Below are 24,685 nucleotides of genomic sequence, written 5' to 3' on the forward strand. Positions count from 1 at the left end.
CAATCAAGACGATCACTTCGGCGGACAAGGCATACCATCGACATGCCGCTTGAGGCGCGCGCTCAACAATAGTTAGGGACGCGCCACCCGCAAACTACTCTGTCGACTGTTCTTCCGCCGTCAGCAGCAGCTTGTCGATGCGGCGTCCGTCAAGGTCAACGATTTCGAACACCCATCCGTTCTTGACGAAAGTTTCACCCACATCCGGCAGATGCTTCAGTTCCTCAAGCGCCAGCCCGGCAACGGTGTTGTATTCCGCATCGTCGTCAATCGGGAAACGCAAAAACTCCGAGAACTCGTCAATCGGCATCCAGCCCGAGACGAGATAAGAACCATCCGCCCGGCGCACGATAGCCTTTTCCTCGATATGGTCCTCCTGCATGGCGCCGATGATCGCTTCCATCACATCGCCCGCAGTAATCACACCTTCAAAATGACCATACTCGTCATAGACGAGCACCATATGCGTCGGCGTGCCGCGAATGGCTTCCACCACGTCGAGCGCATCGGAAAAGTCCGACACGACCGGAACGTCCCGCACGATTTCGCGCAGATTGACACTGCCCCTGGAGGACAGCTGATTGAAGAAGTCGCGCACCTGTAAGACGCCGATCACTTCATCGGAATCTTCGCCGCGCACAGGAAGCCGCGAACGGCTCGTATTGTGCAGTTGCAGGCGAATTTCATCGAAACTATCATCCACATCGACCATTTCGACATCCATGCGCGGCGTCATCAGCCCGCGTGCCGTCCGGTCCGCAAGGCGCATAACGCCTGCAATCATGCGGGATTCCTCTGTCTCGATCACGCCCGCGCTATGCGCTTCGGCGAGAACGGACTTGATCTCTTCGTCGGTCACGCCGTCGCTCGACTTGCCCGACTGGCCAAGCAGTCTCAAGACCAGACGGCCCGATGTATCGAGAAGCCAGACCAGAGGTGCGGCCATCTTGGACAGCAGTGTCATGGTCGGCGCGACACGGCTTGCAACCGCTTCCGGCTCACGCAGTGCGATCTGCTTTGGCACGAGTTCGCCGACAATCAGCGACAGATAGGTGATGACCACGACCACCGAGCCGACGCCGACAGCATCGGCAAGGGCTGGCGACAAGCCTTGCCCAAGAAGCCAGCCCGACAAACGGGCACCCAGCGTCGCGCCGGAAAATGCACCCGACAGAATGCCAACCAGCGTGATACCGATCTGGACGGTGGACAGGAAACGGCCGGGATTATCGGCAAGCTCGATGGCCATGCGGGCACCGCGGCTGCCCTTGTCGGCCATTACCCTCAGTCGCGCCGGGCGGGAGGAAACCACTGCGAGTTCCGACATGGCGAGAACACCATTGAGGATCGTCAACAGCACGACCGTAATTATTTCAAAGTACAAAACTGCCCCTCGGGATCAGATAATCGGAATATAATGATAGAAAGGAACCGCCCCTCTTTCCAGAGGCCGCGACACAAAATACTGCGATACTGTCGGAATTGCAGTACTTATGTGCTCTCTTCTCGCCAGCAGTAGCTGCCTTTTCTCTTCTTTTCAGTAAATGATTCACGATGCAGGTAAAACCGCAAAATCATGGTCTGGTCAGGCCAATTAGGTTTAATAATTGAAATTCTGGAGAGCCAGTCCGCGATGTAGCGGGTTTTTTTGCTGCTCGCGCAAAATTGGCTTGACCAGAAACCAGCAGGCTTCTACTTCTTCCATTCATAGGTGACGAAACTTTGCGCGAGGGAGGAAGCGCGATGGGAGGATTGCCGTCAGCGACTGCGCGCGCCGATACCGCGCCTATCTTGCTCAAGCTGGATTCCGTTTCCAAAGAATTTCCAGGCGTCAAAGCCCTGTCGAATGTCAGCTTCGAATTGCGGGCGGGCGAGGTTCATGCCGTCTGCGGCGAGAATGGTGCGGGCAAATCGACCCTGATGAAGATCGTCAGTGGCGTCTATCAGCCTGATGGCGGGACGATCCATTATCGCGACCAGACTGTCCGCTTTGCTTCCACGCTTGAATCGGAAGCGGCGGGCATTGCCATCATCCATCAGGAACTGAACCTCGTTCCACATTTGAGCGTTGCCGAAAACATCTATCTCGCTCGCGAGCCGAAACGCGGTTTCTTCGTTGACCGCCGCAAGCTGAAGCAGGACGCACAGCACTGCCTCGACCGGCTTGGTGTCAAGATCGACCCGTCCGCGCAGGTGCTGAACCTGTCGGTCGCCCAATGCCAGATGGTTGAAATCGCCAAGGCCCTCTCGCTCAATGCCTCCGTCCTCATCATGGACGAACCGACCTCCTCGCTGACCGAGCAGGAAGCGCAGCTTCTGTTCAAGGTCATCCGCGAACTGAAAGCGCAAGGCACCGGCATCGTCTATATTTCGCACCGTCTCGATGAAATGGCGGAGATCGTCGACCGCGTCACCATCCTGCGCGACGGACGCTATGTCTGGACCAAGGACTTTGACGCTGTGACCGTGGATGAAATCGTGGCCGGGATGGTCGGGCGTTCGCTTGATGAAAAGTTTCCGGAACCGACCCGAAAGCCGACGGAGGAAGTCATTTTCTCCGTCAGCGGATTGACGCGAAGCGGCCTCTTCGAGAATATCGGCTTTGAACTCCGGCGCGGAGAAATCCTCGGCTTTGCCGGACTGATGGGCGCAGGGCGCACGGAAGTAGCGCGGGCGATTTTCGGCGCCGATCCGCACGATGCCGGAACGATTGTGCTTGAAGGCGAGACGCTTTCCATCTCCAGCCCGCGCGACGCCATCGAGGCAGGCATTGCCTATCTGTCTGAAGACCGCAAGGCGCAAGGACTGGCGGTCAAGATGCCGGTCGATGCCAATCTCACACTCGCCAATATGGAAGCAGTCAGCAGTGCCTATGGCGTAATCGATTTCGAGCGTCAGCGGCAGGCGAGCCAGCGTTATGTCGATCTTCTGAACATCAAGACGCCGGGACTGGCCCAGCCCGTTCGACTGCTTTCGGGCGGCAATCAGCAGAAGATCATTATCGGCAAATGGCTGTTCCGCGAGCCGCGCATCATGTTCTTCGACGAGCCGACGCGGGGCATCGATGTCGGTGCAAAATTTGCGATCTACCAGATCATGGACGAATTGGCCGCAAGGGGTATCGGCATTGTGCTGATCAGCTCGGAACTGCCCGAAATTCTGGGGCTTTCGGACCGCGTGGCAATCTTTCACGAGGGGCGCATCACCGCCGTCCTGAACACGGCCGCGACATCGCAGGAAGAAATCATGACCTATGCCTCCGGTCGGGGCCGGCAGGACAAATGAGGACGCAGTAATGGCCGAAATCACTACGGACAAGCCCCAGCAGACGGTAAAATCCAAGGGGCTCAGCGACCGTCAGAAGGATATCATCCAGAAATTTGCGGCTGTCGGCAGCCTTATCATTCTGGCGGCGATCTTTTCCGTCACCAGCAGCGCCTTCATGACCGTCAACAATGCGATGACCATCGCCTTGCAGGTGACCTCAATCGCGTTTCTCGGCATCGGCGCAACCTATGTCATCATAACCGGCGGCATCGATCTTTCGGTCGGCTCGGTTCTGGCACTCGCCGGTGTTGTGGCCGCACTTGCGGTCAAGGACCTTTCGCTGCCGATCCCGCTCGCCATGCTGCTCGGTATATTGACGGGATCGCTCTGCGGCCTCATCAACGGCGTCGTCATCACCAAGCTCAAACTGCCGCCCTTCATTGCCACGCTCGGCATGATGCTGATTGCGCGCGGTGTGGCTCTTCAGATCACCGGTGCGCGCGCCGTCTCCGGCCTTGGCGAATCCTTCGGCGTGCTGGGCAACGGCTCGCTTTTCCGCATCGAGAGCATTGACGAACAGGGCTTTCCTGTCGTCACCTTCCCCGGCATCCCCTACCCGGTTGTGCTGATGATCGTGATCGCGGTCGTGGCCGCACTCGTGTTGAACCGCACCGTGCTTGGCCGCCACATCTATGCCATCGGATCGAATGCGGAAGCAGCGCGGCTTTCGGGCGTCAACGTCGCCCGTGTAACGGCCTTCACCTATGTCGTATCGGGAACACTGGCGGGTCTGACGGGCTGCGTTCTCATGTCCCGCCTCGTGACCGCACAGCCCAATGAAGGTGTCGCCTATGAGCTCGACGCCATTGCGAGCGCGGTCATCGGCGGCACTTCGCTCATCGGCGGTGTGGGTACGATTTCGGGCACGTTCATCGGCTCGTTCGTCATCGGAATCCTGCGGAACGGCCTCAACATGAATGGCATTTCCGCTTTCACACAGCAGATCATCATCGGCCTCGTCATTCTGGTCACCGTATGGATCGACCAGATGCGCAACCGCCGATGAAAGGGGAGACGGAATGTGTCAGGCATTCCGGAAAAGGGTAGAGCCAAGAGCTCGATAACAGGAGGAAAACATGCGTAGACTGGTTTCTGCATTGATGGCTTCGGCTTTTGTACTTGCGGGAGCGGCAAGCGCTTCGGCGGGCGAAATCGCCGTTATCGTTAAGACCGTGAATTCGACTTTCTGGCAGAACGTCCAGAAGGGTGCCGAAGCTGCGATTAAGGATTCCAAGGATCACACCATGACCTTCCAGGGTCCGGCGGCTGAATCGGCCATCGCCGATCAGGTGAACATGGTGGAAAATGCCGTGAACCGCAAAGTGGATGCAATCCTTCTTGCCCCGTCCGATCCGGATGCGCTGACGCCTGCCGTGAAGAAGGCGTGGGAAGCCCGAATTCCGGTCGTCATCATCGACTCGCAGCTCGCCGATGGCAGCGACAAATACTACCAGTCATTCCTCGCCACCGATAACCGCAAGGCCGGCGAAGCCGCAGCCAAGGCCTTGATCGACAAGGCAGGCACGACCGGCAAGATCGCCGTCATGTCCTATGTTGCGGGCGCTGGCTCGGAAATCGGTCGCGTCGGTGGCTTCGTGGATTACATCAAGGCCAATTCCAAGCTGGAAGTCGTCGGCCCTTACTATTCGCAATCGCAGATGGCGACGGCGCTCAACCAGACCACCGACGTTCTGGCGGCCAATGGCGACCTCGTCGGCATCTTCGGTGCCAATGAACCGACCGCCATCGGCATGGGCCGCGCGATCAAGCAGGCAGGCAAGTCCGGCAAGCTGACTGCCATCGGCTTCGACGGCAATCAGGACCTGCAGGAATTCGTCAAGGACGGCACGCTCAATGCCATCGTGGTTCAGGGTTCCTACCAGATGGGCGAAAAGGGCATCGAAACCCTGTTGAAGGTGCTGAACAAGGAAAAGGTCGAGAAGGTTGTCGATACGGGCGCCGTCGTCGTCACCAAGGACAATATCGACCAGCCGGAAGCCAAGAACGTGCTCTACTAAAACACGGCAACAAAGCTGCATGAAAAAGGGAGGCGTTACGCCTCCCTTTGATTATCAACGACCGTTCTGCTCGCGCCAGTTCTGGAACTTGCGCTCGGTCTCTTCCTTCGTGCACGGATAAAGGCCGACAATGGTGGCGCCGTTCAGCACTTCTTCCAGCACGAAATCCTCATAGGTTTCCATGCCTATGCATTCCGCTGCGATTTCATCCGCAAGACCAGCCGGAATGACCATGACACCGTCAGCATCGCCAACCAGCACATCGCCCGGAAACACTGCCGCATCGCCGCAGGCTATCGGCACATTGATATCCACCGCTTCGTGCAGCGTCAGATTGGTCGGCGCAGATGGCTTTGCGCAATAAGCAGGCATATCAAGCTCGCCGATCCCGCTGACGTCGCGAAAGCCGCCGTCTGAAACAATGCCCGCCGCGCCGCGCAAGGCGAGCCTTGTTACGAGGATCGATCCGGCCGTCGCCGCACGCGCATCCTTGCGTGCATCCATCACCAGCACGTAACCGGGCGGACAGGTCTCTATCGCAACGCGCTGCTTGTGATCCGGATTACGAAAAACCGTGATGGGATTTCGGTCCTCACGCGCCGGGATGTAGCGCAGCGTGAAGGCCTGACCGACCATGTTCTCGCGCTTGCGCGCCACCGGCAACACACCCTGAATGAACTGGTTGCGCAGGCCACGCTTGTAAAGCGCCGTCGCAACGGAAGCCGTCGAAACCGTCTTCAGCTTGGCCCGCGTTTCCTCGGAAAGCACATAATCTGACATCGAAACTGCCTCTCAATAGATGACCGGTTCGTCGACAGGACGGCCGAAATCGGTTTTCAGGAAGTCGAAATCGCAGCCCTTGTCGGCCTGTTCGACATGCTTGGAAAAGACAAAGCCATAGCCGCGCTCATATTTGGGTGGTGGCGTCTGCCAGGCCGCGCGCCGTGCCGCCAGCTCCTCGTTCGAAACCAGCATGTTGAGGCTGCGGGCTGGAATGTCGAGTTCGACAATGTCGCCCGTCTTCAGCAGGGCGAGTGGTCCCCCGATGAAGGATTCCGGCGCGACATGCAGAACACAGGCACCGAAACTGGTTCCCGACATGCGCGCATCCGAAATCCGCACCATATCGCGCAGCCCAAGTTTCAACAGCGCTTTCGGCATGGGGATCATGCCCCATTCCGGCATTCCCGGCCCGCCCTGCGGACCGGCATTACGCAGCACCAGAACCGTATCCGGCGTCATGGGATAATCGGCGTCGTCGATGATCTTTTTCAAGTCGGGGTAGCTGTCCGCGACAAGCGCCGGGCCACTATGGCGGTGAAAGCGGGGATCGCAGGCAGCAGGCTTTATCACCGCGCCATCGGGGCAGAGATTGCCTTTCAGCACCGCAAGCGAACCTTCATGATAGACCGGATTGGAAAGCGGGCGGATCACGTCATCGTTCCAGATGTGAGCCTCATCCAGACCGTCGGTCAGCGGCTTGCCGGTCACGGTCACGGCCGAAGGATCGAGTTTGTCGCCAAGCTGCTTCATGAGCGCTCGCAACCCTCCCGCATAGTAGAAATCTTCCATCAGATAGGTCGTGCCGGAAGGCCTGATATTCGCGATCACAGGCGTCGTGCGTCCGATGCGATCCAGATCGTCCAGTTCCAGTGGCACGTCTGCCCGGCGCGCCATCGCGATCAGATGAATGATGGCATTTGTCGAACATCCCGTTGCCATCGCAACAGTGACCGCATTGGTTATTGCAGCGGGCGTCATGATCTTTTCCGGCGTCAGGTCTTCCCAGACCATTTCCACAATGCGGCGACCGCACTGCGTGGACATGCGCTGATGATTGGCATCCGCAGCCGGGATCGATGATGCACCGGGAAGCGTCAGCCCCATGGCTTCGGCAATCGCGGTCATGGTAGATGCGGTTCCCATGGTCATGCAATGGCCGTAGGACCGTGCGATGCCACCTTCAATCCCCTGCCATTCCTCCTTGGAAATGGTGCCTGCGCGGCGCTCGTCCCAGTATTTGAAGCCATCAGTGCCGGAGCCCAGATATTTACCGGCATAATTGCCGCGCAGCATTGGTCCGGCGGGCAAGAAAATGAACGGCAGTCCCATACTGACGGCCCCCATGACGAGACCCGGCGTTGTCTTGTCACAACCGCCCATAAGCACCGCACCATCGACAGGATGCGAGCGCAGAAGTTCCTCGGTCTCCATCGCCAGCAGGTTGCGATAAAGCATGGTTGTTGGCTTCACGAAATTCTCCGACAACGACAATGCAGGCAGTTCCATCGGGAATCCGCCTGCCTGCAGGATGCCGCGCTTGACCCATTCCACCCGATCCTTGAAATGCATGTGGCAAGGCTGGGCCTCGGACCATGTATTTATGATGGCGATGATCGGACGACCTTCCCAGTCGACCGGATCATATCCCATCTGCATGGTGCGCGAACGATGGCCGAACGAGCGTTGATCATCGGGCAGCATCCAGCGCGCCGAACGCAGATCTCCATAGGTCTTTCTGGTCATTTCCCTTCCTTCCCGATCAGAAAATATCCCGAAGGGCGCAAAACGGCTTCGAGATGATATTCAATTCAAAACAAATATTCAGGAGTGCCTGCGCGATCACGTTACACTCCCTTCATCCGGGCGACCGGGGCTCCTGCAACCGAAGCCTGCGCCAGAAATACGCCACCCGACCGAGGTGCGGCCTCCAGGGTCGCTTCCGGCAACTGGCGATGCGAGGTGATGGCCAGAAGTGTCAGGTCTGGTCCGCAAAAACAGGGCATTGTTGGAGCTGGAACCGGTACCGGAACCTTTTCAAGCAGATTACCCTCGCAGTCGAAGCGATTCAGAATGCCAGCGGATACACCCGCGCTCCAATAAGCACCCTCAGCATCGCAGGCGCCGCCATCCGGCCTGCCGCTTTGCTCATCGAGGTCACAAATGCGCTTGCGCCCACTAATCTCACCGGTCTCCGGGTCGAAGTCATAACGGTCGATCCACGGCCCGCGGGAATCCGTATGGAACATGGTTCTGCCGTCCGCCGTCCACGCCAGACCATTAGAAATCTCAAAACCCTCGGCCTTAACAGAAGCCTCGCCGTCCCATGTTACTCGGTAGAGCCGCGCGATGGCTTCCCGCTCAGGACGGCCATCCATGCTGCCGATCCAGAACGCACCGTCAGGACCGACCTTGCCGTCATTGAGGCGGGATGTTCCCGGCTCATCGTACCCCGCCCATAGCGGTTCACGGATGCCCGTTTCAGGATCAAACAGGACAACCTCACGCGAAAGCGCCACCACGAGACGTCCGCTTTCTGTCAATCCGAAGCTTGCTACCTCGCTTGTAAAGGACCATTCACGAAGCACACCCCTATCGGCGTCAATGTCGATTTCATATATGCGGCGCCCATAGATATCGCAGGCAAAAAGTGTTCCCCTGCGGTCATCCCAGACCGGACTTTCCATCAGTTGCCCGCGCAAATCGGCTATGCAGCGAAACGGTCCCATCATTCAGCTCCCGTCTTTTTCCGAATGACATCGGGATGACTGAATACGAAATCAGACAACTCCAATCCAAGACCCGCTCCTTCGAACGGATAGATCATGCCCTTCTCTATGCGCGGCATCACCGTCACCAGATCGCGATACCATGAGGTGTAATAGGCCCGCACAGATTCCTGAAAGATCGCGTTGGGCGCGTTGAGCGACAGATGGACGGAGGCCGCGAACACCACCGGACCAGTGCAGTCATGCGGCGCAATGGGGCGCTGGAATGCCTCGGCCATGGTGGCGATCTTCTTCGCTTCCGAAAGCCCGCCACACCATGAAATGTCGAGCATGACATAATCGGAGGCATCGGCGCGTAGGACATCGAGAAATTGCGCACGCGTCGCCATGGTTTCGCTGGCACAGACCGGAATGCCGGACTGGCGTGCGTAAACGGCCAGCGCCTGCGGGTTCATCATCTTGATCGGGTCTTCCGACCAGAATGGCCGGAAGGCTTTCAGTTCGCGCGCAATGGCCAGAGCCGACGTCAAGTCCCACATGGAGTGGAACTCGACCATGATTTCCATCCGCTCGCCGACCGCATCGCGTATCTGGCGAAACGGTGCCAGCGCCTTGTCGAGATCGCCGGCATGGATGAAATTTCCGCCGGATGCGACAGCGAACGGGTCGAAGGGCCAGATTTTCATGGCCGTGATGCCTTCCGACAGAAGGCTCTCAGCCAAGGCCCCGGCGTCGCGATGGAATGCGAGCTGGTCCTCGTAGGGCCCTTCCTTCGCCTCGTCGGCATCACCGATATATCGGCGCGCGCCGCTTTTGTTATAGGTGTAGCCCGCGCAGGTATTGTAGGTGCGGATCGATTGTCGAGACAGACCACCGAGCAACTGATGGATTGGCTGGCCGGTCACCTTGCCAAAAATATCCCAGAGCGCGATGTCTATCGCCGAGGCGGCACGGATTTCCACGCCTGACGAACGAAAGCCGACATAAGGCTCCAGCAGCAGTTTGGAGATACGGTCGATCTCCAGCGGGTTCTGGCCGACAAGCAGCGGTGCTATATCGCTGTGGATATAAGCAGCGACCGCATTTGCACCGCGAAATGTTTCGCCAAGGCCGACAATGCCCTCGTCGGTGTAGACCTGTACCCACACGATGTTGTTGAGGTGCGGAAGCTGCACCGTTTCGATAGCCGTGATTTTCATCCTGTTGTGCCTCAATGCGCGGACGGTTGACGGTTGCGCGCAACGATTTGCGTCGGATTGACAAAGCGAAGTGCCAGAAGCAGCCACACCAGCGAGGTGACCATGTAAATGACCGCCATGGCGTCGATGGACTGGACGGAGCGGACCCCGGCAGCGAACACCGAATAATAGAGCGCGACGACGAGCGTTTGCGATGTCGGCCCTGCGGTCAGGAAGGTCAGCTCGAACATTGCGACCGTGCGCACCAGAACCAGCAGCATGGCCGCAAGCACACCGGGCAACAGCATGGGCAGAAGCACATGGATGAAGAGCTTGAATGTGCCTGCGCCAAACACACGCGCCGCCGCCTCGACCTTCGGGTCGATCTGCTCGATGAAGGGGATCATCACCAGAATGACGAAGGGTACCGTCGGCACGAGATTGGCGAGAACGACGCCCCAGAACGTGCCGCCCACCCCGAACTTGTAAAGCACGGTTGCCAGCGGAATGCCGAAGGTTATCGGCGGCACCAGAAGCGGCAGCAGGAAGATCAGAAGCACAAGCTTCTTGCCGGGAAAATCGCGGCGCGCCATGGCATAAGCCGCCGTCACGCCCAGAATGCCCGACAGGATCACGACGGCAAAGACGACCTGAAAGGTGACCAGCAGCACCTGATCGAGCTGGAACTCGGCCCAGGCGGCTGCATACCAGCGCGTGGTAAACGCGTCTGGCAGCCATGTACCCAGCCAGCGCGTGCCGAAACTTGAAACCACCACGGCCACGATGACAGCAAGAACATTGAGCACGAAGAAGCCGGTTACGAGCCAGACGAGAGTGATCCAGAGCTTGGAAAGGATGGAAGTATCGCGGATCATGATCTATCCCTTTCCGCCTGCGGTCGAACCGCGATAGAAGAGCGAACGCACACCGAGGAGAGCGCCGACGACGAGCAATTGCACTGCCGCCATGATCATGGCGATGGATGAAGCCATGGAGTCGTCATATTGCTCGAAGGCCGCCTGTGCTGCAGCGATGGATATCACGCGGGTCGGTCCCGACGGCGCGCCCAAGAGGACAGCGGATGGAAACACAGCAAATGCCTGCACGAAGGTGAGGCAGGCCGCGACCACCAGCCCCGGCACCAGCAATGGCAGCATGACATGGCGAAAGCGCTGCCAGCTATTGGCGCCATGCGTGGCGGCGGCCCGTTCCAGTGCGGGATCAATGCCGGTTATGTAGGAAAGCGTCAGCAGGAAGGTGAACGGAAAAACCGTAATGACCAGCGATGCAAAGACCCCCCAGTAATTATTGGTGAGCTTCAGCGGATTATCGATCAGGCCAATATAGATCAGCGTGCGACTGAACCAGCCTTGCGGCCCCAGATAATTCAAAAGACCTTCAGCAATCAGAACCGTGCCGAGCGTCACCGGCAGAACGAGGATCGTGGTCAGCAGGCGCTGGCGCGGCATCAGACGCACGCGCATGGCGATGGGAACCGCGAAAAGAACACTGATGACGGTGACGGGAACCGCAAGCCAAAGCGTCGCGCCGATGGTCTTGTAAAGATAGGGATCGGAGAAGAACTTGTGGTAATTGGCCAGTGCACCGCCGCCATCAATTGGATTGAAGGACAGAACTAGCCCGTAAAGAAACGGATAGATGAATACACCCACCACAAAGAGCAGCGCGGGCAGGATCAGAAGGGTGACGCCGTCGAAGCCGTGATTTGCAAGCCGTTGTCGCAAACCGGGCTTAAGCGGTGCATCCGCGTAGGTCTCAGCCACCATCGCTCAGCCCTCCGCCGGGAAAACCAGCGCATGGCCAGCATCGACGCCCAACACGATACCACTGCCGGGCTCCACGCCCTGCGGCCCATGAAAGATCAGCTCCATCCCGGTTTCGGTGCGGGCTGTACCGACATATTCGCGCCCTCGATATTCGATGGTCTCGACGGTCGCCTGCAGGTCATTGCGATGACCCGAACCGGACACGACATCATCGCCGCGTGCCATCAGCACGGCATCGTCACCCGGCTCAAGCCCATCCATCGCACGGCCAACGAGTTCGTTTCCCGCGACGGAAATGATCGCCTGCCCGTTCTCGACGCGCACGACCTTGCCTGGCAAGGCGTTGCGGAAACCCATGAAGGCGGCGACATCACGATAGCGGGGCTCTTCATAAAGCTCGTGCGGTTTGCCGACCTGACGGATCTCACCGTCGCGCAAGACCACGATGCGGTCGGCCAGCGACAGGGCTTCGTCTTGATCGTGGGTCACATAGATCGTCGTTGAGCCGAGCTGGTTATGGATGCGGCGGATTTCGGCTCGCATCTCAAGCCGCAGCTTCGCATCGAGATTGGAAAGCGGCTCATCCATGAGAACCACCGGCGGCTCGATGACGATGGCGCGGGCAATTGCCACGCGCTGCTGCTGGCCACCGGAAAGCTGTCCCGGCAGTTTTTCTTCCTGTCCTTGCAGGCGCACCAAAGCCAATGCAGCGCGTGCACGTTTTTCTATTTCGCTTTTTGCCAGACCGCGCATCTTGAGACCGAACCCGACATTTTGCAGGACATTCATATGCGGAAACAGCGCATAGTTCTGGAACACCATGCCGAAACCGCGATCCTCCGGCTTCAACTGGTCCACGCGCCGTTCATCGATATAGATGCCACCGCTCGTCGTGCCGAGAAGTCCGGCGATGCAATTGAGAGCCGTCGATTTCCCGCAGCCGGAAGGTCCCAGAAGTGCGATGAACTCGCCTTTCCGGATTGTGAGGTTGATTTCCCGCAGCGCATTGAAAGTTCCGAATGATCGGCTCATCCGGTCGAGCCGGAGTTCTTGAAAGGACATTGACACAAGCACCATGATTTAGAATTGGCGACTATCAGCGGCCAGTGGCGAGCCCTTCACGGCCCACCACCCAGCCTTCGGTCAATCAACCAGCGGCGACCTCTTCGTCCCAGCGGCGGAATGCAGCGACCAGCGCCTCCGGTTCGAGCGGCAGCTCGATCGGATTATTTGCAATCCAGTCGGCATACTCCGGACGGCCAAACTCCGCGATGATGTTCTGGCTTTCCTTCGGCGCCATTTCGATGGTGACGTCCTTCACAGCAGGACCCGGATAGAAATAACCGGCATCGTAGGAATAGGCCTGCTGGTCGGGCTTGAGCGAGAACTTGATGAACTCCATCAGCACTGCGATTTTTTCCTCGGACACGCCCTTGGGAATGGCGAAGTAATGCGCATCGCAAACCCAGTGGAAGCCTTCCAGCTTGCTGACGCCCATTTCCTTCGGCACCACACCGAGCGCACGCGGATTGATGTCCCAGCCAGTGGTGGTCACCGTCATATCGCGCGTGCCTTCACCCAGTTCCTTCATGAGCGCGCCCGTACCTGCCGGGTAGTATTCAATATTCTTGTGCAACTCCTTCAGATAGGCCCAGGTTTTGTCCCACCCCTTGACCGGGTCCTTCGGATCACTATCACCCAGAAGATAGGGAAGCCCCATCAGGAAGGTGCGCCCCGGACCGGAATTGGCCGGGCGAGCATAGATGAACTTGTTCGGGTTTTCCTTCGTCCAGGCCAGCAGTTCTTCAGCGGTCTTGGGCGGTGTCTTCACCTTGTCGGGGTGATATTCAAGAAGGGGGCCAGATGGATAATAGGAAACCACAACGCCCTTGCCCTTCGACATTTCCTGCATACGCCATGCGGGTTCAAGATAGATATCCTGAAGATTCGGCAAGCCGTTATCCGGCAACGCGATGATGTCGGTCCATATGTCATCGGCAAGTCCGGCGGAAAGCGCATCCGGCCCGACGATCACCATGTCGATATCGATGCGGTTGGCGCGCTGTTGCGCCTTGATTTTCCCCGGTAGTTCCGGCGCCGGTGCCTTGTTGAAGGTAAAGCGCGAAACCAGCGCTTTCTGCTCGGCAGCGAAATTGTCGAAGATCGGCTGGGTCAGAGCAAGATTGCCTGCAGCATCGATGACGTTGAGCGCCACCGGCGAAGACGGCAGTTTCGCCGACTGTGCCCATACGCCTTTCGGCAGCATGATACCCATGCCAGTTGCAATTCCGGCCCCCGCCATGAATGTACGACGTGAAATTCCCTTATTCATGTTCTCCTCCACTTTTTGGTTTCCGGTGCGCCCCTCTTCTCCCTGTCAGGACGGCCGGGTTTCATTTGTCAGACAATGCCATCAGTCTCCCAGCCCGAGACGATTGTCTGGAGCACCTCGCGATCATTCGCTTCAAGCTGTGGCAATCCGGGTAGTCGCACTTTTCCGACCTCAAACCCCTGAATTTGCAACGCTTCCTTCACAACAGTCACGTTCGCGCCATTACGGTACTTGGTGCGCATGGTCTCGAAATCGGCAATGCTTTCGACTACCGCCCGCGCTTTTGCGAAATCTCCCGCTTCCAGCGCATTCCAGACCGCCAGCGAACGCTTCGGTGCAACATTCACGAGGCCAGAGGTAAAGCCGCGGCCACCAAGGGCATAGAAAGGCAAGGCCCAGCTTTCCGCCAAGCCGCAGATCCAGGTCGCATCCATGCCTTTTGTCGCCCGACAGCATTCGAAGAAGAGCATCGTGTTTTGCGATGCAAACTTGACGCCTGCGACCTTGGCATGGGTCGCAAGGCGCACCATTTCATCGAGCGGAATCAGATCCGAACGGATATAGGCAACGATTGGCAAGTCTATGGCTTCGGCAATCGCAATGAAATAATCCACCTGCGCATGCGGCGCCGCAAAGGGATCAAGCGGATGATGGATCATCACGCCATCGGCACCTTCGGCTTGTGCTGCTTGTGAAATCCTGATCGCATCACGCACGGAACGGCCAGCTGCGGCAGTCACTGCAGCCTTGCCATTTGCCGCTTTCACCGCGATAGCCTGCAAGCGGATGACCTCATCCACAGTCATGCTGTAGAACTCGCCCGTATTGCCGCCGGTAACGATGTTATGCACACCGGCGCCGGCGATCCGCTCGACAATTTTCGCCGTCAGCGCGTCATCGATTTCGCCATCTGTATCATAGGCAGTCGCGTGCACACCCGAAATGCCCCGAAGCACCCGGCGGTATTCCGCTAGATCCATTATTTCCTCCCAATGACTGGTCAGAAGACCAGTTCGATATGCGTGTCTCCCGCTTTCACGATGTGTTCGCGCATCAGACGCTCAGCCAGATCGCCGTTACGTGCCGTAATTGCCTTCATGATTGCTTCATGCTCGTTGAAGGACTGCCGACGCACATCCTCGCGCGACAGAACGGTCACCCTTGCGGCGTGGTCGTACATGCGCTGTGCATTTTGCAACCGGCGCAGATATTCACATCCCGATGCCTCATGGATGCCGTCGTGGAACTTCTCGTTCAGCTCGATCAGCTGATCGACATTGCCTGCCTCGACCGCCGCCCGCATTTCTTCAATCACCGCGCGAAGAAAGCCGAACGCCTCCTCGCCGCCATGCTTGGCCGCCTGCCGCGCGATGATGCTTTCAAGCGCGGCACGAGCGAGCGTCATCTCTTCGGCCTGCCGCGCATTGAACGAGACGAACGTTCCACGACGGGCCTCCGTGCGCACCAGCCCTTCTCCTTCCAGCTGGCGCAGCGCTTCTTTCAAAGGGCTCGTGCTGATGCCCAGATCGGATGCCAGCTGCCTCTCATTCAGCTTTTCGCCGGACTTGATCCGCCCGGAAATAATCGCCTCCCGCAGATTGTCATGCACATGGTCTCTGAGGCTCTTCACCTTGATCGGAGAAAGGGGGGAAACGTTATCACCCAAGGCAACACCTGTTTGTCACTGAATTCACGCTCCGATCCTGAAACAGCGAATCTGATATGTCAATATCTGATACATCAGATATCAAAGGAAACTCTTCCGCTCGTTGTCAGACAATAAAAAAGACGGCCAAAGGCCGCCTTTCTTAAGCGTATCCTGATGTGCAGATCAGCCTATTCCGCTGCTGAATAATGCCCCTGATCCAGCCCGGCCTGCGCAATATGCAGGCGCTTGTAGCGTCCGTCCTTCATGGCCAGAAGCTCGGCATGACTGCCCTGTTCGGCAATCCGTCCGCCCTCCACCACCAGAATGCGGTCGGCATTGACGATGGTTGCAAGGCGATGTGCGATCACCAGCGTCGTGCGCCCCCGCGAAAGCTCGGCCAGCGATTGCTGGATGGCACGTTCGGTTTCCGTATCGAGTGCGGAAGTCGCCTCATCAAGGATCAGGATCGGCGGGTTCTTCAGGAATATGCGCGCAATGGCCATGCGCTGCTTCTGCCCGCCGGAAAGCTTGACGCCACGCTCGCCGATGATCGTGTCGTAGCCTTCCGGCAGATTGGCGATCACGCCATCAAGCCGCGCGCGGCGCGCAGCCTCGACAATTTCCGCGTCAGTCGCATCGAGACGGCCATAGGCGATGTTTTCCCGGATCGTTCCGGCGAACAGGAACACATCCTGACTGACAATACCGATATTCGACCGCAGAGACTTCAGGGTCATATCGCGAATGTCGATGCCGTCGGCGAGAATAGCGCCTTGCGTCACGTCGTAGAAGCGCGGCAGCAGCGAACAGATCGTCGTCTTGCCCGCACCTGAAGGACCAACAAAGGCAATTGTTTCGCCAGCACGAATGGAAATATCGAGACCATCGACAATGGGGCGTTCAGCGCTATAGCCGAAACTGACATCGCGATATTCGATATCACCGCTCAAACGCGCAACGGACTGCGCACCGGGGCGGTCTGCAATATCCGGGCGCGTATCGAGAAATTCCGTATAACGCTGAAAACCGGCAATGCCTTTCGGATAGGTTTCGATGACCGAATTGATCTTTTCAATCGGGCGGAAGAACACGTTCACCAGCAGCAGGAAGCCGACAAATCCACCAGCCGTCAGTTCGCCGCGCACCACGAACCAGGCGCCTGCCAGCATCACCACGACCTGCACAAAGCGCATCGACAGATAGGACAGAGACATCGACGCGGCCATGATCTTGTAGGCGGCGAGCTTGGTGGTGAGATACTTGTCGTTGCTCTCCGCGAAAAGCTGGCGTTCATGATCTTCGTTCGTGAAGGCCTGAACAACGCGGATGCCGCCGACATTCTCCTCGATACGGGCGTTGAAATCGCCCACACGCCGGTAAAGCGCGTGCCATGTGTGCGTCATGCGTCCGCCATAGCGGGCGGTGACATAGGCCGACAGCGGTACGATGACGGCGGTAATCAGCGCAAGCTGCGGATGCACCCACAGCATCAGGATGAAGGCGCCAATCAGGGTCATGATCGCGATGAAGACATCTTCCGGCCCGTGATGCGCCACTTCGCCGATCTCTTCCAGATCCTTGGTCAGCCGCGCCACAAGATGGCCGGTCTTCTGATTGTCGAAGAAGCCGAAGGAGAGTTTCTGCAGATGATCGAAGGCCTTGCGGCGCATCTCTGTCTCGATCTTGATACCAAGCATATGCCCCCAATAGGTCACGATGACCTGCAGGAAGGCATTGACGACGTAAATGGCCAGCAAGCCGACCGCAGCAATAGCGATCACACCAAGCTGGCCGGTCGGCAACAGCTTGTCGATGAAAAGCGTAACGGCAACCGGAAAGGCAAGCTCAAGCAGGCCGGACGCCACGGCGCTGGTGAAATCCAGCGCGAACAGCCCACGATGCGGACGATAATATCCGGCAAAACGTTTCAGCAATCCAGCCATGGCACGGTTCCCTCAAGATCGTTCAGAGGGTGCCTAACTCATTCATCTCCCTATTAAAAGGGTAATTTGACCAAAGAGTTCAAGATTTGAATGCTTCTGCTGGCTTTTGTCCGGAATTTCGCCGCCCGGAATGATTTTCCTATGAAGACTTCGTCATAATACGATCGTGGAAAATCATTCCCAAAACCATCATCGCAACGAAGAGCCATACCTGCGGCAACCCCATGGACAGTGCGGACACGACAGGGCCTGGACAAAAACCTGCCAGCCCCCAGCCCGCACCGAAGATGGCAGAACCGGTAATCAACCGACGGTCGATCTCAGTATTCTCAGGTAAATGGAAAGACTGGTCCAGCACCGGCCGCGCCATACGCCGCTGCAACATCACGCCGGGGATAGCCACCAGGAGGGCACCGCCCAGCACGAAGGCAAGGCTTGGGTCCCAATGGCCGCTGGTAACATTCAGGAAGCCCGTCACGCGCGATGGATCGATCATGCCCGACAGCGACAGGCCAAAACCAAAGATTGCGCCCGCAAGCAGCGTCATGGCCAGACGCGCATATGCCGACTGTTTCATAGCAATGCTCCCGAAATGCTGGCCACCACGATGCCGGTTACAAGAAAGGTGAGCGTTGCGGCTATCGAACGCCTGAAAAACCGCGCCATGCCGAGGATGCCATGACCGGATGTGCAGCCCGATCCCATCCGCGTTCCGATACCGACCAGAAGTCCTGCCACGACGATGACGGGCCAGGACATAGCCATCGTGACCGGGGGAAAGGAACCATAAATTGCCGCATAGATAATCGGCCCCAGAACGAGGCCGACGACAAAGACCGCATTGGCTGGAACCTGTTTGCCGCCCAGAAGCCGCCCGACGATGCCGCTGATCCCGGCGATGCGCCCATTGAAGACAAGCAGCAGGACTGCGGAAAGACCGAGCAACATGCCGCCTGCCAATGATTGCAGATAGGTTGTGATCATGCCCGCTCCTCCGGTGCACAAAAAATGCCGTAAAGCGCCTCGATGAGTTGTGCGGCCTTGGCTTCCGTCAGCCGGTAGAAAATCTGCTTCGCTTCGCGACGGGTTTCGACAATGCCCGCTTCGCGCAGCACGCCCAGCTGCTGCGACAGTGTCGGCTGGTGAATGCCAAGCGCTTCCTCCAGCTCTCCAACCGAATATTCCCGTTCTGCAAGCGTGCAGGCCAGCATAAGCCGCGCCGGATGCGACAGCGTCTTGAGGAGTTCGGCAACCTCGGTTGCCCGCCCCTCCATTTCCGTGCGCGTCATCTTGTTTTCATGGGCTGGCACTCGGCCCGAAATCGCATCCATCATGGCACCCTATTTTCAATATACAATTAAATATAATGTATATTGTTTTTTACAAGAGAGCCAGAACAATAATGCCGCCGTACAAAATTGAACGGTGGCTTTGAGCTTAATTCTGGAGCAGTGACTGAACGGCGGCCAGTTCCGTCTGGCGCAACTCGTGCCCGCCCGGATGCCAGACCAGCTCGACATCAGCTTTCTGGCGCTCGAAATAATGTGCAAGCGCTTCTGTCAGATCCGGCGGACAGATCGGGTCCATCCGCCCGGCAGTCATCAGAATTTTCGCGCCTTCGAGCGCCGGATTGTCCTTCGGCCTGAATGGCACCAGCGGATGCAGAAGTGCCGCCTTGTCGAACACCCTGCCTTTCTCGATCAGAAGGTTCGCCATGATATTGGCGCCATTGGAATAGCCGAGCCCGATCACTTCGGACGGCTTGTGCTGAGCCACAAGGCCAGCGATGAAATCGGCCATCTTGTCGGTGGCGCGAGCAAGGTCTTCCATATCGTAGACGCCCTCGCCTGTGCGGCGGAAGAAGCGCGCAGCGCCATATTCCGACACATCACCGCGTGGCGACACGATGGTCGCTTCCGGCAAAAGCTGTTCCGCCAGACCGAAAAACTGGTTTTCATCGCCGCCCGTACCGTGAAACACGATGAACAGCGGCGCTCCGTTCGCACCGGCCTTCAGCCGGTGCTCATAGGTTTGGATTGTCATGTTCGATCTCCTGTCCCGACGTCTTCAGATCCTGTCCAGATGCTCTTCGAGATAGCCACGCAGATGCTGGTGCTGCTCCGGCAGCTTCAGCGCTTCACCGAGATGGGCCGTATCCTCGTCGCGGTCGAAACCGGGTTCGTTGGTCGCCACCTCGAACAGCACGCCGCCCGGCGTGCGGAAATAGATCGCCCAGAAGTAATCGCGGTCGATGACCGGTGTGACGTGATAGCCCGTATCCATCAGCGCCTTGCGCACCTCCAGCTGCTTCTCGCGGTTTTCGACGGCGAATGCCACGTGATGCACGGAACCGGCACCCTGCTGGTTGCGACCAACTGCTGGCAAGGCTTCCAGATCGATGACGCCCGCACCATTGCCTTCCGGCATGATGAGCCGGGTGACACCGTCCTTCGCATCGAGCTTCTGATATCCCATATATTTCAGCAGTTCCGAGGTCGCGCCTTCGTCGCGAAGCCGCATTGAGACCGAATGAAAGCCACGGATGGCGTGCTCGGCATCAATCCCCTCATGTGCCCACGGCGCACGTGGATCGTCCTTCACTTCAACCAGTGCAAAACTGTCGCCATCCGGTCCACGGAAATGGATACGCTTTTCGCCGAACGCTTCGTCTTCGGATTCAATCTTGACGGCGGATTGCTCGAAACGATCCTTCCAGAAGCCAAGAGAACCCTGCGGCACGGCAAATACCGTCGTCCCCACCTCGCCCGTACCATCGCGACCGCGCGGCATGCCGGGAAACGGGAAATAGGTCATGACAGTGCCGGGCGTGCCTAGTTCATCACCATAATAGAGATGATAGACACTCGGATCGTCGAAATTGACGGTCTTCTTGACGCGGCGCAGTCCCAGAATATCGGTGAAAAAGCGGTTATTGGAGCGCGCATCGGCGGCAAGCGAGGTCACGTGGTGGAGGCCCTTGATCTGATTAAGCATGGCTATCTCTCCTGTTGTGTTACCGCCAATATAGCCATCGGTATGATCATTGAAACATTGACAATCATGCACAGATTGTATCGATTTCAGATACAGTTGCAGGCAATGATGATTTCCATCTAGACGTACCGCCCATTCAAAGTTTAGCTACCTGCAACAGCAATATAGAAAGGTTCCCCATGGCGTCCGGCTTGTTCGCGCTTCTCGATGATGTCGCAGCCATTGCGAAAATGGCGGCAGCTTCGCTCGACGATGTTGCAGGACAGACGGCAAAGGCCAGCGCCAAGGCTGCAGGCATCGTAATTGATGATACGGCCGTCACGCCGAAATATGTTGTGGGGCTGAAACCGGAACGTGAATTGCCGGTCATCTGGAAAATCACCAAGGGATCGCTGCGCAACAAGCTCATCGTCCTGCTGCCGCTGGCGCTCATCCTCGGCTATTTCGCACCATCCTTCATCATGCCGCTTCTGATGATCGGCGGTGTCTATCTGGCCTTTGAAGGAACGGAAAAGCTGGTGGAGTTCTTCATCCCGCACAAGGAAGAGGAACACGAGGAAACCAAGGGCACGACTGCCAAGGAGATCGAGGAAACAACCGTCAGCGGTGCGATCCGCACGGACTTCATTCTGTCGGCGGAAATCATGGCGCTGACGCTGGCGGGCCTGGCTCCGTCGAGCATTTATACGCAGGCGGTCATCCTCGCCGCAGTCGGCATATTGATCACCTTCGCCGTTTATGGCGTGGTCGGCATCATCGTGAAGCTCGACGATATGGGCGTCTCGCTCGTGCGCAACAGTCACACGGCTTTCGGCAGGCAACTCGGCAAGGGGCTGGTCGCGGGCATGCCCATCATATTGAAGGTTCTGAGCACTGTCGGCACCATCGCCATGCTTTGGGTCGGCGGCAGCATCATCGTACATGGGCTGGATTCCATCGGCATCCATAGCGTTGAAGCCTTCATCCATTCCATCGTCTCGCACCTGCCGACCGAGGGCACCCGGTTTGCAGCCGCCTTCGAATGGATCGCCACCTCCTTCCTGCAGGCTGTACTTGCGGTTCTAATCGGCATTGTCGTCGTGATAGCCGTCAACGTCTTCAAGGCCCTGAAAGCGAAGGCCTAGAGCGCGTTTCGATCTGATTGCATCAGATCGGCGCCCTATCTGTTCGTTTTCACGCATGTCTTCATCCCGAAGCCGGTTCCCGCTTTCGGGAGACATGCTCTAACTTCAGGCCAGATAGCGCTTGAACCATTCGATTGTCCGATCCCATGCGAGCTTCGCCGCCGCTTCGTCGTAGCGCGGTGTGGAATCGTTGTGGAAGCCATGATTGACGCCCGGATAAATGTAAGCCTCGTAGGTCTTGCCGTTCTTTTTCAACGCTTCCTCATAAGCGGGCCAGCCCTCATTGATACGGGTGTCCAGTTCGGCATAGTGCAACAGGATAGGCGCCTTGATGCGCGGCACGTCATCCGCCGGTGCCTGCCTGCCATAGAAAGGCACAGCGGCTGCGAGTTCCGGAAAGGCGACCGCCGCCACATTGGCAACACCACCGCCATAACAGAAGCCGGTAATGCCGACCTTTCCGGTCGTCAGATCGCTTTTCATCATGAAATCGACCGCCGCAAAGAAGTCGTTCATCAGCTTGGTCGGGTCGACCTGCTGCTGTAATTCACGGCCCTTATCGTCATTGCCGGGATAGCCACCAACCGAGGTGAGACCGTCGGGCGCGAGTGCGATGAAACCGGCCTTTGCAACCCGGCGGGCGACGTCTTCGATATACGGGTTCAGTCCGCGATTTTCGTGTACGACCACGACGGCGGGCAGCTTGCCCTGCAGCTTGGCCGGTCGCACCAGATAGGCTCGAACCTCGCCGTTTCCTTCCGGTGACGAATAGGTGATGTATTCGGGATGGATATCGGGATCGGTGAATTCGACCTGTTGCGCCATCGCATAATCGGGACTGAGCGAGGCCAGTATGGTTGTGGCTGTCATAGTGCCGACCGCAAACTTTGCAGCCTTGTCCAGAAACTCTCGTTTGGTTATCCGGCCATGGGCATAGAAATCGTAGAGTTCGAGAAGTTCTTGCGGGAAATCCTTCGCCGTCAGACGTGTCATGGTCAGCCCTTCCTCTCAAAGAAGGTCAGTCTAGCACAAGGTTGAAATGGAGCCACACCGCTGCCAGCAATGCATATCGGCAGCTTCTTCACATTGATTGAAACCAACTTTACTGCATTCGTCTTTCAAAACAAAAGGCCCGGCAAAAGCCGGGTCTTTTCAATGAATTATATCCGAGAGCATCAGATATTCGGCTCGATCTTGCCCTTGCCTCTAGCCCCGCCTTTATCCTTGGCCGTGAGCTTGTCGATATAGGCGAGGAACAGCGCCGAAAACACGAATGCCAGATGGATGATGGTGAACCACAGCAACTGGTTTGACGTGTAGGTGGTGGCGTTGAGGAATATCTGCAGCAGATGAATCGACGAGATCGCCACGATGGTCGAGGCAACCTTGATCTTGAGCGAGCCCGCATCGATGGTGCCAAGCCAATGCACCTCGTCGCCAGCCTGATCGAAGCGGCTGACGAAATTCTCATAGCCCGAAATGATGACCATCACCACGAGGCTCGCAATCAACGCCGCGTCGATGAGCCCTAGGACTTTCAGGATCGTGTCGGTATCATTCAGCGCGGTAACTTTCGTTGCAAAATCGAACAGCTTGCCCACGAAGGATACAGCATAGATCGCCAGCGCGACGGCGAGGCCGAGATAGAAGACAACCAGCAGCCAGCGTGACGCCAGAATGATATTTTCGATCAGAAGTTCAATTCGTTTCATCGATCCGGTTCCAGGTAATCATATCGACACCTCTTAAAAAACCGCGCGCTTTTGGCAAGCGCGTCAGATATTGAATGATGTGCAAAAGTAGGATCGCGACTGCTTTCTTACAATATCAGCTTTCGTCTGCTGCTTGCAGCAATTCCAGTGCGAGCTTGCGCGCGCCCGCAGAAATGTCCGGATTGAAGACCAGCCAATAACCTTTGTCGCTCGTCTGCGACACCTCGCAAGCATGGACAAGCTGCCCGCGCTGCACGGCCCCGTCGATCAGCCCCGCCCAGCCAAGCGCCACCCCCTGATCGGCAATGGCTGCCTCGATCACCAGATTATAGGTGTTGAAGACCAGCCCGTAATTGCCGTCCTCGATGTCCTCACCGATAGCATCGAGCCATGACTGCCATGTGAACCAGCGATCACCCTGCAGCGTATCAAGATGCAGCAGTGAAGCGGTACCCAGCCGTTTCCCATCCGGAAACGGGCCATGCTCGGCAAGATAGGCAGGCGAACAGACCGGCACGACTTTTTCACCGATGAAGGCGATAGCGTCCTTCGGGAAATCCTCGCGACCGCCGAAAAGGACCGAAATATCCGCGTCACGCCGGTCGAGCGGCTGAAGCATGGATGATGCCGTGATGCGCACATCCACCTCCGGATGTTTCGGGCGAAACTGCGCGACACGCGGCATCAGCCAGAACGTCGCGAAGCCATAGTCGGTCGCGATCCGCAGTCCCGGCGCGCGCTGGCGACGTTTTATCTGCTGCACAGCCTCATCGATTCCATCGAGACCGGAGCGCACTGCTTCATAAAGAATGCGGCCCTCGGGCAATATCTCGACACCACGGGCCCGTCGAGCGAACAATGCGACGCCCAGACGCTCCTCGATGCGTTTTATCTGATAGCTGACCGCCGGTTGCGTCATGCCGAGTTCACGCGCTGCAAGGGTCAGATTTTCCAATCGTCCCACCGCTTCGAAAACGCCAAGGCTGCCAAGGTCCCAGGATGGAGAAACCATAAATACTTTCTATAGCTTCGATAAAAAATGAATGGGTTTTTCCTTAGCCTAAATGATGTTCTCCTTAAAGTAGGAACATAAGACATAACTGGTCTTAATCT

The 24,685-nt window shown here is 57.6% G+C and carries 24 protein-coding genes; 4 read left to right on the top strand and 20 right to left on the bottom strand.

What is annotated here, in order from left to right; genetic code table 11:
- Nucleotides 1-94: 94 nt before the first annotated feature.
- Nucleotides 95-1,384, bottom strand: coding sequence for a hemolysin family protein (locus tag OHI65_RS01050; protein WP_012092780.1), 1,290 nt, complete (start codon nt 1,382-1,384; stop codon nt 95-97).
- Nucleotides 1,385-1,743: 359 nt separating this feature from the next.
- Here OHI65_RS01050 and OHI65_RS01055 point away from each other — a divergent pair, with 359 nt between their 5' ends.
- The 3 genes from OHI65_RS01055 to OHI65_RS01065 all read left to right on the top strand — a co-directional run bounded on the left by OHI65_RS01055 (nt 1,744) and on the right by OHI65_RS01065 (nt 5,345).
- Nucleotides 1,744-3,285 (top strand): sugar ABC transporter ATP-binding protein, encoded by a 1,542-nt coding sequence (locus tag OHI65_RS01055; protein WP_264358715.1) that lies wholly within the window; start codon nt 1,744-1,746, stop codon nt 3,283-3,285.
- Nucleotides 3,286-3,295: 10 nt separating this feature from the next.
- The gene (locus tag OHI65_RS01060; RefSeq protein ID WP_012092778.1) at nt 3,296-4,333 is read left to right on the top strand and encodes an ABC transporter permease; all 1,038 of its coding nucleotides are present in this window, start codon (nt 3,296-3,298) and stop codon (nt 4,331-4,333) included.
- Between the two features lie 70 nt (nt 4,334-4,403).
- Nucleotides 4,404-5,345: an ABC transporter substrate-binding protein gene (locus OHI65_RS01065; RefSeq protein ID WP_125302369.1), complete on the top strand. Its 942-nt coding sequence runs from the start codon at nt 4,404-4,406 to the stop codon at nt 5,343-5,345.
- A gap of 54 nt (nt 5,346-5,399) precedes the next feature.
- Here OHI65_RS01065 and OHI65_RS01070 read toward each other — a convergent pair whose 3' ends face one another.
- From OHI65_RS01070 to OHI65_RS01145, 16 genes are all read right to left on the bottom strand, one after another.
- Nucleotides 5,400-6,125 (bottom strand): ribonuclease activity regulator RraA, encoded by a 726-nt coding sequence (locus OHI65_RS01070; RefSeq protein WP_125302367.1) that lies wholly within the window; start codon nt 6,123-6,125, stop codon nt 5,400-5,402.
- 12 nt (nt 6,126-6,137) lie between these two features.
- Entirely contained in the window at nt 6,138-7,871 is a 1,734-nt protein-coding gene (araD, locus tag OHI65_RS01075) for an L-arabinonate dehydratase (protein WP_125302364.1), read from the bottom strand.
- 101 nt (nt 7,872-7,972) lie between these two features.
- On the bottom strand, nt 7,973-8,857 hold the full coding sequence (locus OHI65_RS01080; RefSeq protein ID WP_125302362.1) for an SMP-30/gluconolactonase/LRE family protein: 885 nt from the start codon (nt 8,855-8,857) through the stop codon (nt 7,973-7,975).
- The gene (locus OHI65_RS01085) at nt 8,854-10,053 is read right to left on the bottom strand and encodes a mandelate racemase/muconate lactonizing enzyme family protein (RefSeq protein ID WP_125302359.1); all 1,200 of its coding nucleotides are present in this window, start codon (nt 10,051-10,053) and stop codon (nt 8,854-8,856) included. The genes OHI65_RS01080 and OHI65_RS01085 overlap by 4 nt, the downstream gene beginning before the upstream one ends.
- A gap of 11 nt (nt 10,054-10,064) precedes the next feature.
- The gene (locus OHI65_RS01090; RefSeq protein ID WP_125302357.1) at nt 10,065-10,907 is read right to left on the bottom strand and encodes an ABC transporter permease; all 843 of its coding nucleotides are present in this window, start codon (nt 10,905-10,907) and stop codon (nt 10,065-10,067) included.
- A gap of 3 nt (nt 10,908-10,910) precedes the next feature.
- A complete protein-coding gene (locus OHI65_RS01095; protein ID WP_125302354.1) occupies nt 10,911-11,819 on the bottom strand; it encodes an ABC transporter permease in 909 nt (302 codons plus the stop codon).
- 3 nt (nt 11,820-11,822) lie between these two features.
- Nucleotides 11,823-12,896, bottom strand: coding sequence for an ABC transporter ATP-binding protein (locus tag OHI65_RS01100; RefSeq protein WP_172488812.1), 1,074 nt, complete (start codon nt 12,894-12,896; stop codon nt 11,823-11,825).
- 70 nt (nt 12,897-12,966) lie between these two features.
- Complete coding sequence (locus tag OHI65_RS01105; protein WP_231771617.1) at nt 12,967-14,121, bottom strand: extracellular solute-binding protein; 1,155 nt, start codon at nt 14,119-14,121, stop codon at nt 12,967-12,969.
- 98 nt (nt 14,122-14,219) lie between these two features.
- The gene (locus OHI65_RS01110) at nt 14,220-15,131 is read right to left on the bottom strand and encodes a dihydrodipicolinate synthase family protein (RefSeq protein ID WP_010658534.1); all 912 of its coding nucleotides are present in this window, start codon (nt 15,129-15,131) and stop codon (nt 14,220-14,222) included.
- A gap of 20 nt (nt 15,132-15,151) precedes the next feature.
- Nucleotides 15,152-15,760, bottom strand: coding sequence for a GntR family transcriptional regulator (locus tag OHI65_RS01115; protein WP_010658533.1), 609 nt, complete (start codon nt 15,758-15,760; stop codon nt 15,152-15,154).
- Between the two features lie 227 nt (nt 15,761-15,987).
- Entirely contained in the window at nt 15,988-17,742 is a 1,755-nt protein-coding gene (locus tag OHI65_RS01120) for an ABC transporter ATP-binding protein (protein WP_125302351.1), read from the bottom strand.
- A gap of 139 nt (nt 17,743-17,881) precedes the next feature.
- Nucleotides 17,882-18,319 (bottom strand): YeeE/YedE family protein, encoded by a 438-nt coding sequence (locus tag OHI65_RS01125; RefSeq protein WP_125302349.1) that lies wholly within the window; start codon nt 18,317-18,319, stop codon nt 17,882-17,884.
- Entirely contained in the window at nt 18,316-18,726 is a 411-nt protein-coding gene (locus OHI65_RS01130) for a YeeE/YedE family protein (RefSeq protein ID WP_125302346.1), read from the bottom strand. The genes OHI65_RS01125 and OHI65_RS01130 overlap by 4 nt, the downstream gene beginning before the upstream one ends.
- Nucleotides 18,723-19,073 carry a sulfite-sensing transcriptional repressor BigR gene (bigR, locus tag OHI65_RS01135; protein WP_036563524.1) on the bottom strand — a complete coding sequence of 117 codons (351 nt, stop codon included), beginning with the start codon at nt 19,071-19,073 and terminating at the stop codon, nt 18,723-18,725. Before bigR ends, OHI65_RS01130 begins: the two co-directional genes overlap by 4 nt.
- A 106-nt stretch (nt 19,074-19,179) precedes the next feature.
- Entirely contained in the window at nt 19,180-19,785 is a 606-nt protein-coding gene (locus tag OHI65_RS01140) for an alpha/beta hydrolase (RefSeq protein WP_125302344.1), read from the bottom strand.
- A 24-nt stretch (nt 19,786-19,809) separates the two neighbouring features.
- Complete coding sequence (locus tag OHI65_RS01145; RefSeq protein ID WP_125302341.1) at nt 19,810-20,736, bottom strand: VOC family protein; 927 nt, start codon at nt 20,734-20,736, stop codon at nt 19,810-19,812.
- 179 nt (nt 20,737-20,915) lie between these two features.
- On the opposite strand from OHI65_RS01145, the gene OHI65_RS01150 reads away from it, so the two are divergent.
- On the top strand, nt 20,916-21,860 hold the full coding sequence (locus OHI65_RS01150; protein ID WP_125302339.1) for a DUF808 domain-containing protein: 945 nt from the start codon (nt 20,916-20,918) through the stop codon (nt 21,858-21,860).
- 105 nt (nt 21,861-21,965) lie between these two features.
- Here the strand turns inward: OHI65_RS01150 and yghX are convergent, their stop codons facing one another.
- From yghX to OHI65_RS01165, 3 genes are all read right to left on the bottom strand, one after another.
- Nucleotides 21,966-22,853 (bottom strand): YghX family hydrolase, encoded by an 888-nt coding sequence (yghX, locus tag OHI65_RS01155; RefSeq protein WP_125302336.1) that lies wholly within the window; start codon nt 22,851-22,853, stop codon nt 21,966-21,968.
- A 182-nt stretch (nt 22,854-23,035) separates the two neighbouring features.
- Nucleotides 23,036-23,572 carry a TIGR00645 family protein gene (locus tag OHI65_RS01160; protein ID WP_125302333.1) on the bottom strand — a complete coding sequence of 179 codons (537 nt, stop codon included), beginning with the start codon at nt 23,570-23,572 and terminating at the stop codon, nt 23,036-23,038.
- Nucleotides 23,573-23,687: 115 nt separating this feature from the next.
- Entirely contained in the window at nt 23,688-24,584 is an 897-nt protein-coding gene (locus OHI65_RS01165) for a LysR substrate-binding domain-containing protein (RefSeq protein ID WP_012092760.1), read from the bottom strand.
- Nucleotides 24,585-24,685: the final 101 nt, after the last annotated feature.

The organism is Brucella sp. MAB-22 (assembly GCF_025908475.1).
In the GTDB taxonomy this organism is placed as follows: domain Bacteria; phylum Pseudomonadota; class Alphaproteobacteria; order Rhizobiales; family Rhizobiaceae; genus Brucella; species Brucella anthropi.

What these genes read in the sequence shown, in the direction of transcription:
- OHI65_RS01055 (WP_264358715.1), top strand. Translation starts at nt 1,744, where the DNA reads ATGGGAGGATTGCCGTCAGCGACTGCGCGCGCCGATACCGCGCCTATC.
- OHI65_RS01060 (WP_012092778.1), top strand. Translation starts at nt 3,296, where the DNA reads ATGGCCGAAATCACTACGGACAAGCCCCAGCAGACGGTAAAATCCAAG.
- OHI65_RS01065 (WP_125302369.1), top strand. Translation starts at nt 4,404, where the DNA reads ATGCGTAGACTGGTTTCTGCATTGATGGCTTCGGCTTTTGTACTTGCG.
- OHI65_RS01070 (WP_125302367.1), bottom strand. Translation starts at nt 6,125, where the DNA reads ATGTCAGATTATGTGCTTTCCGAGGAAACGCGGGCCAAGCTGAAGACG.
- araD (WP_125302364.1), bottom strand. Translation starts at nt 7,871, where the DNA reads ATGACCAGAAAGACCTATGGAGATCTGCGTTCGGCGCGCTGGATGCTG.
- OHI65_RS01080 (WP_125302362.1), bottom strand. Translation starts at nt 8,857, where the DNA reads ATGATGGGACCGTTTCGCTGCATAGCCGATTTGCGCGGGCAACTGATG.
- OHI65_RS01085 (WP_125302359.1), bottom strand. Translation starts at nt 10,053, where the DNA reads ATGAAAATCACGGCTATCGAAACGGTGCAGCTTCCGCACCTCAACAAC.
- OHI65_RS01090 (WP_125302357.1), bottom strand. Translation starts at nt 10,907, where the DNA reads ATGATCCGCGATACTTCCATCCTTTCCAAGCTCTGGATCACTCTCGTC.
- OHI65_RS01095 (WP_125302354.1), bottom strand. Translation starts at nt 11,819, where the DNA reads ATGGTGGCTGAGACCTACGCGGATGCACCGCTTAAGCCCGGTTTGCGA.
- OHI65_RS01100 (WP_172488812.1), bottom strand. Translation starts at nt 12,896, where the DNA reads ATGGTGCTTGTGTCAATGTCCTTTCAAGAACTCCGGCTCGACCGGATG.
- OHI65_RS01105 (WP_231771617.1), bottom strand. Translation starts at nt 14,121, where the DNA reads ATGGCGGGGGCCGGAATTGCAACTGGCATGGGTATCATGCTGCCGAAA.
- OHI65_RS01110 (WP_010658534.1), bottom strand. Translation starts at nt 15,131, where the DNA reads ATGGATCTAGCGGAATACCGCCGGGTGCTTCGGGGCATTTCGGGTGTG.
- OHI65_RS01120 (WP_125302351.1), bottom strand. Translation starts at nt 17,742, where the DNA reads ATGGCTGGATTGCTGAAACGTTTTGCCGGATATTATCGTCCGCATCGT.
- OHI65_RS01125 (WP_125302349.1), bottom strand. Translation starts at nt 18,319, where the DNA reads ATGAAACAGTCGGCATATGCGCGTCTGGCCATGACGCTGCTTGCGGGC.
- OHI65_RS01130 (WP_125302346.1), bottom strand. Translation starts at nt 18,726, where the DNA reads ATGATCACAACCTATCTGCAATCATTGGCAGGCGGCATGTTGCTCGGT.
- bigR (WP_036563524.1), bottom strand. Translation starts at nt 19,073, where the DNA reads ATGGATGCGATTTCGGGCCGAGTGCCAGCCCATGAAAACAAGATGACG.
- OHI65_RS01140 (WP_125302344.1), bottom strand. Translation starts at nt 19,785, where the DNA reads ATGACAATCCAAACCTATGAGCACCGGCTGAAGGCCGGTGCGAACGGA.
- OHI65_RS01145 (WP_125302341.1), bottom strand. Translation starts at nt 20,736, where the DNA reads ATGCTTAATCAGATCAAGGGCCTCCACCACGTGACCTCGCTTGCCGCC.
- OHI65_RS01150 (WP_125302339.1), top strand. Translation starts at nt 20,916, where the DNA reads ATGGCGTCCGGCTTGTTCGCGCTTCTCGATGATGTCGCAGCCATTGCG.
- yghX (WP_125302336.1), bottom strand. Translation starts at nt 22,853, where the DNA reads ATGACACGTCTGACGGCGAAGGATTTCCCGCAAGAACTTCTCGAACTC.
- OHI65_RS01160 (WP_125302333.1), bottom strand. Translation starts at nt 23,572, where the DNA reads ATGAAACGAATTGAACTTCTGATCGAAAATATCATTCTGGCGTCACGC.
- OHI65_RS01165 (WP_012092760.1), bottom strand. Translation starts at nt 24,584, where the DNA reads ATGGTTTCTCCATCCTGGGACCTTGGCAGCCTTGGCGTTTTCGAAGCG.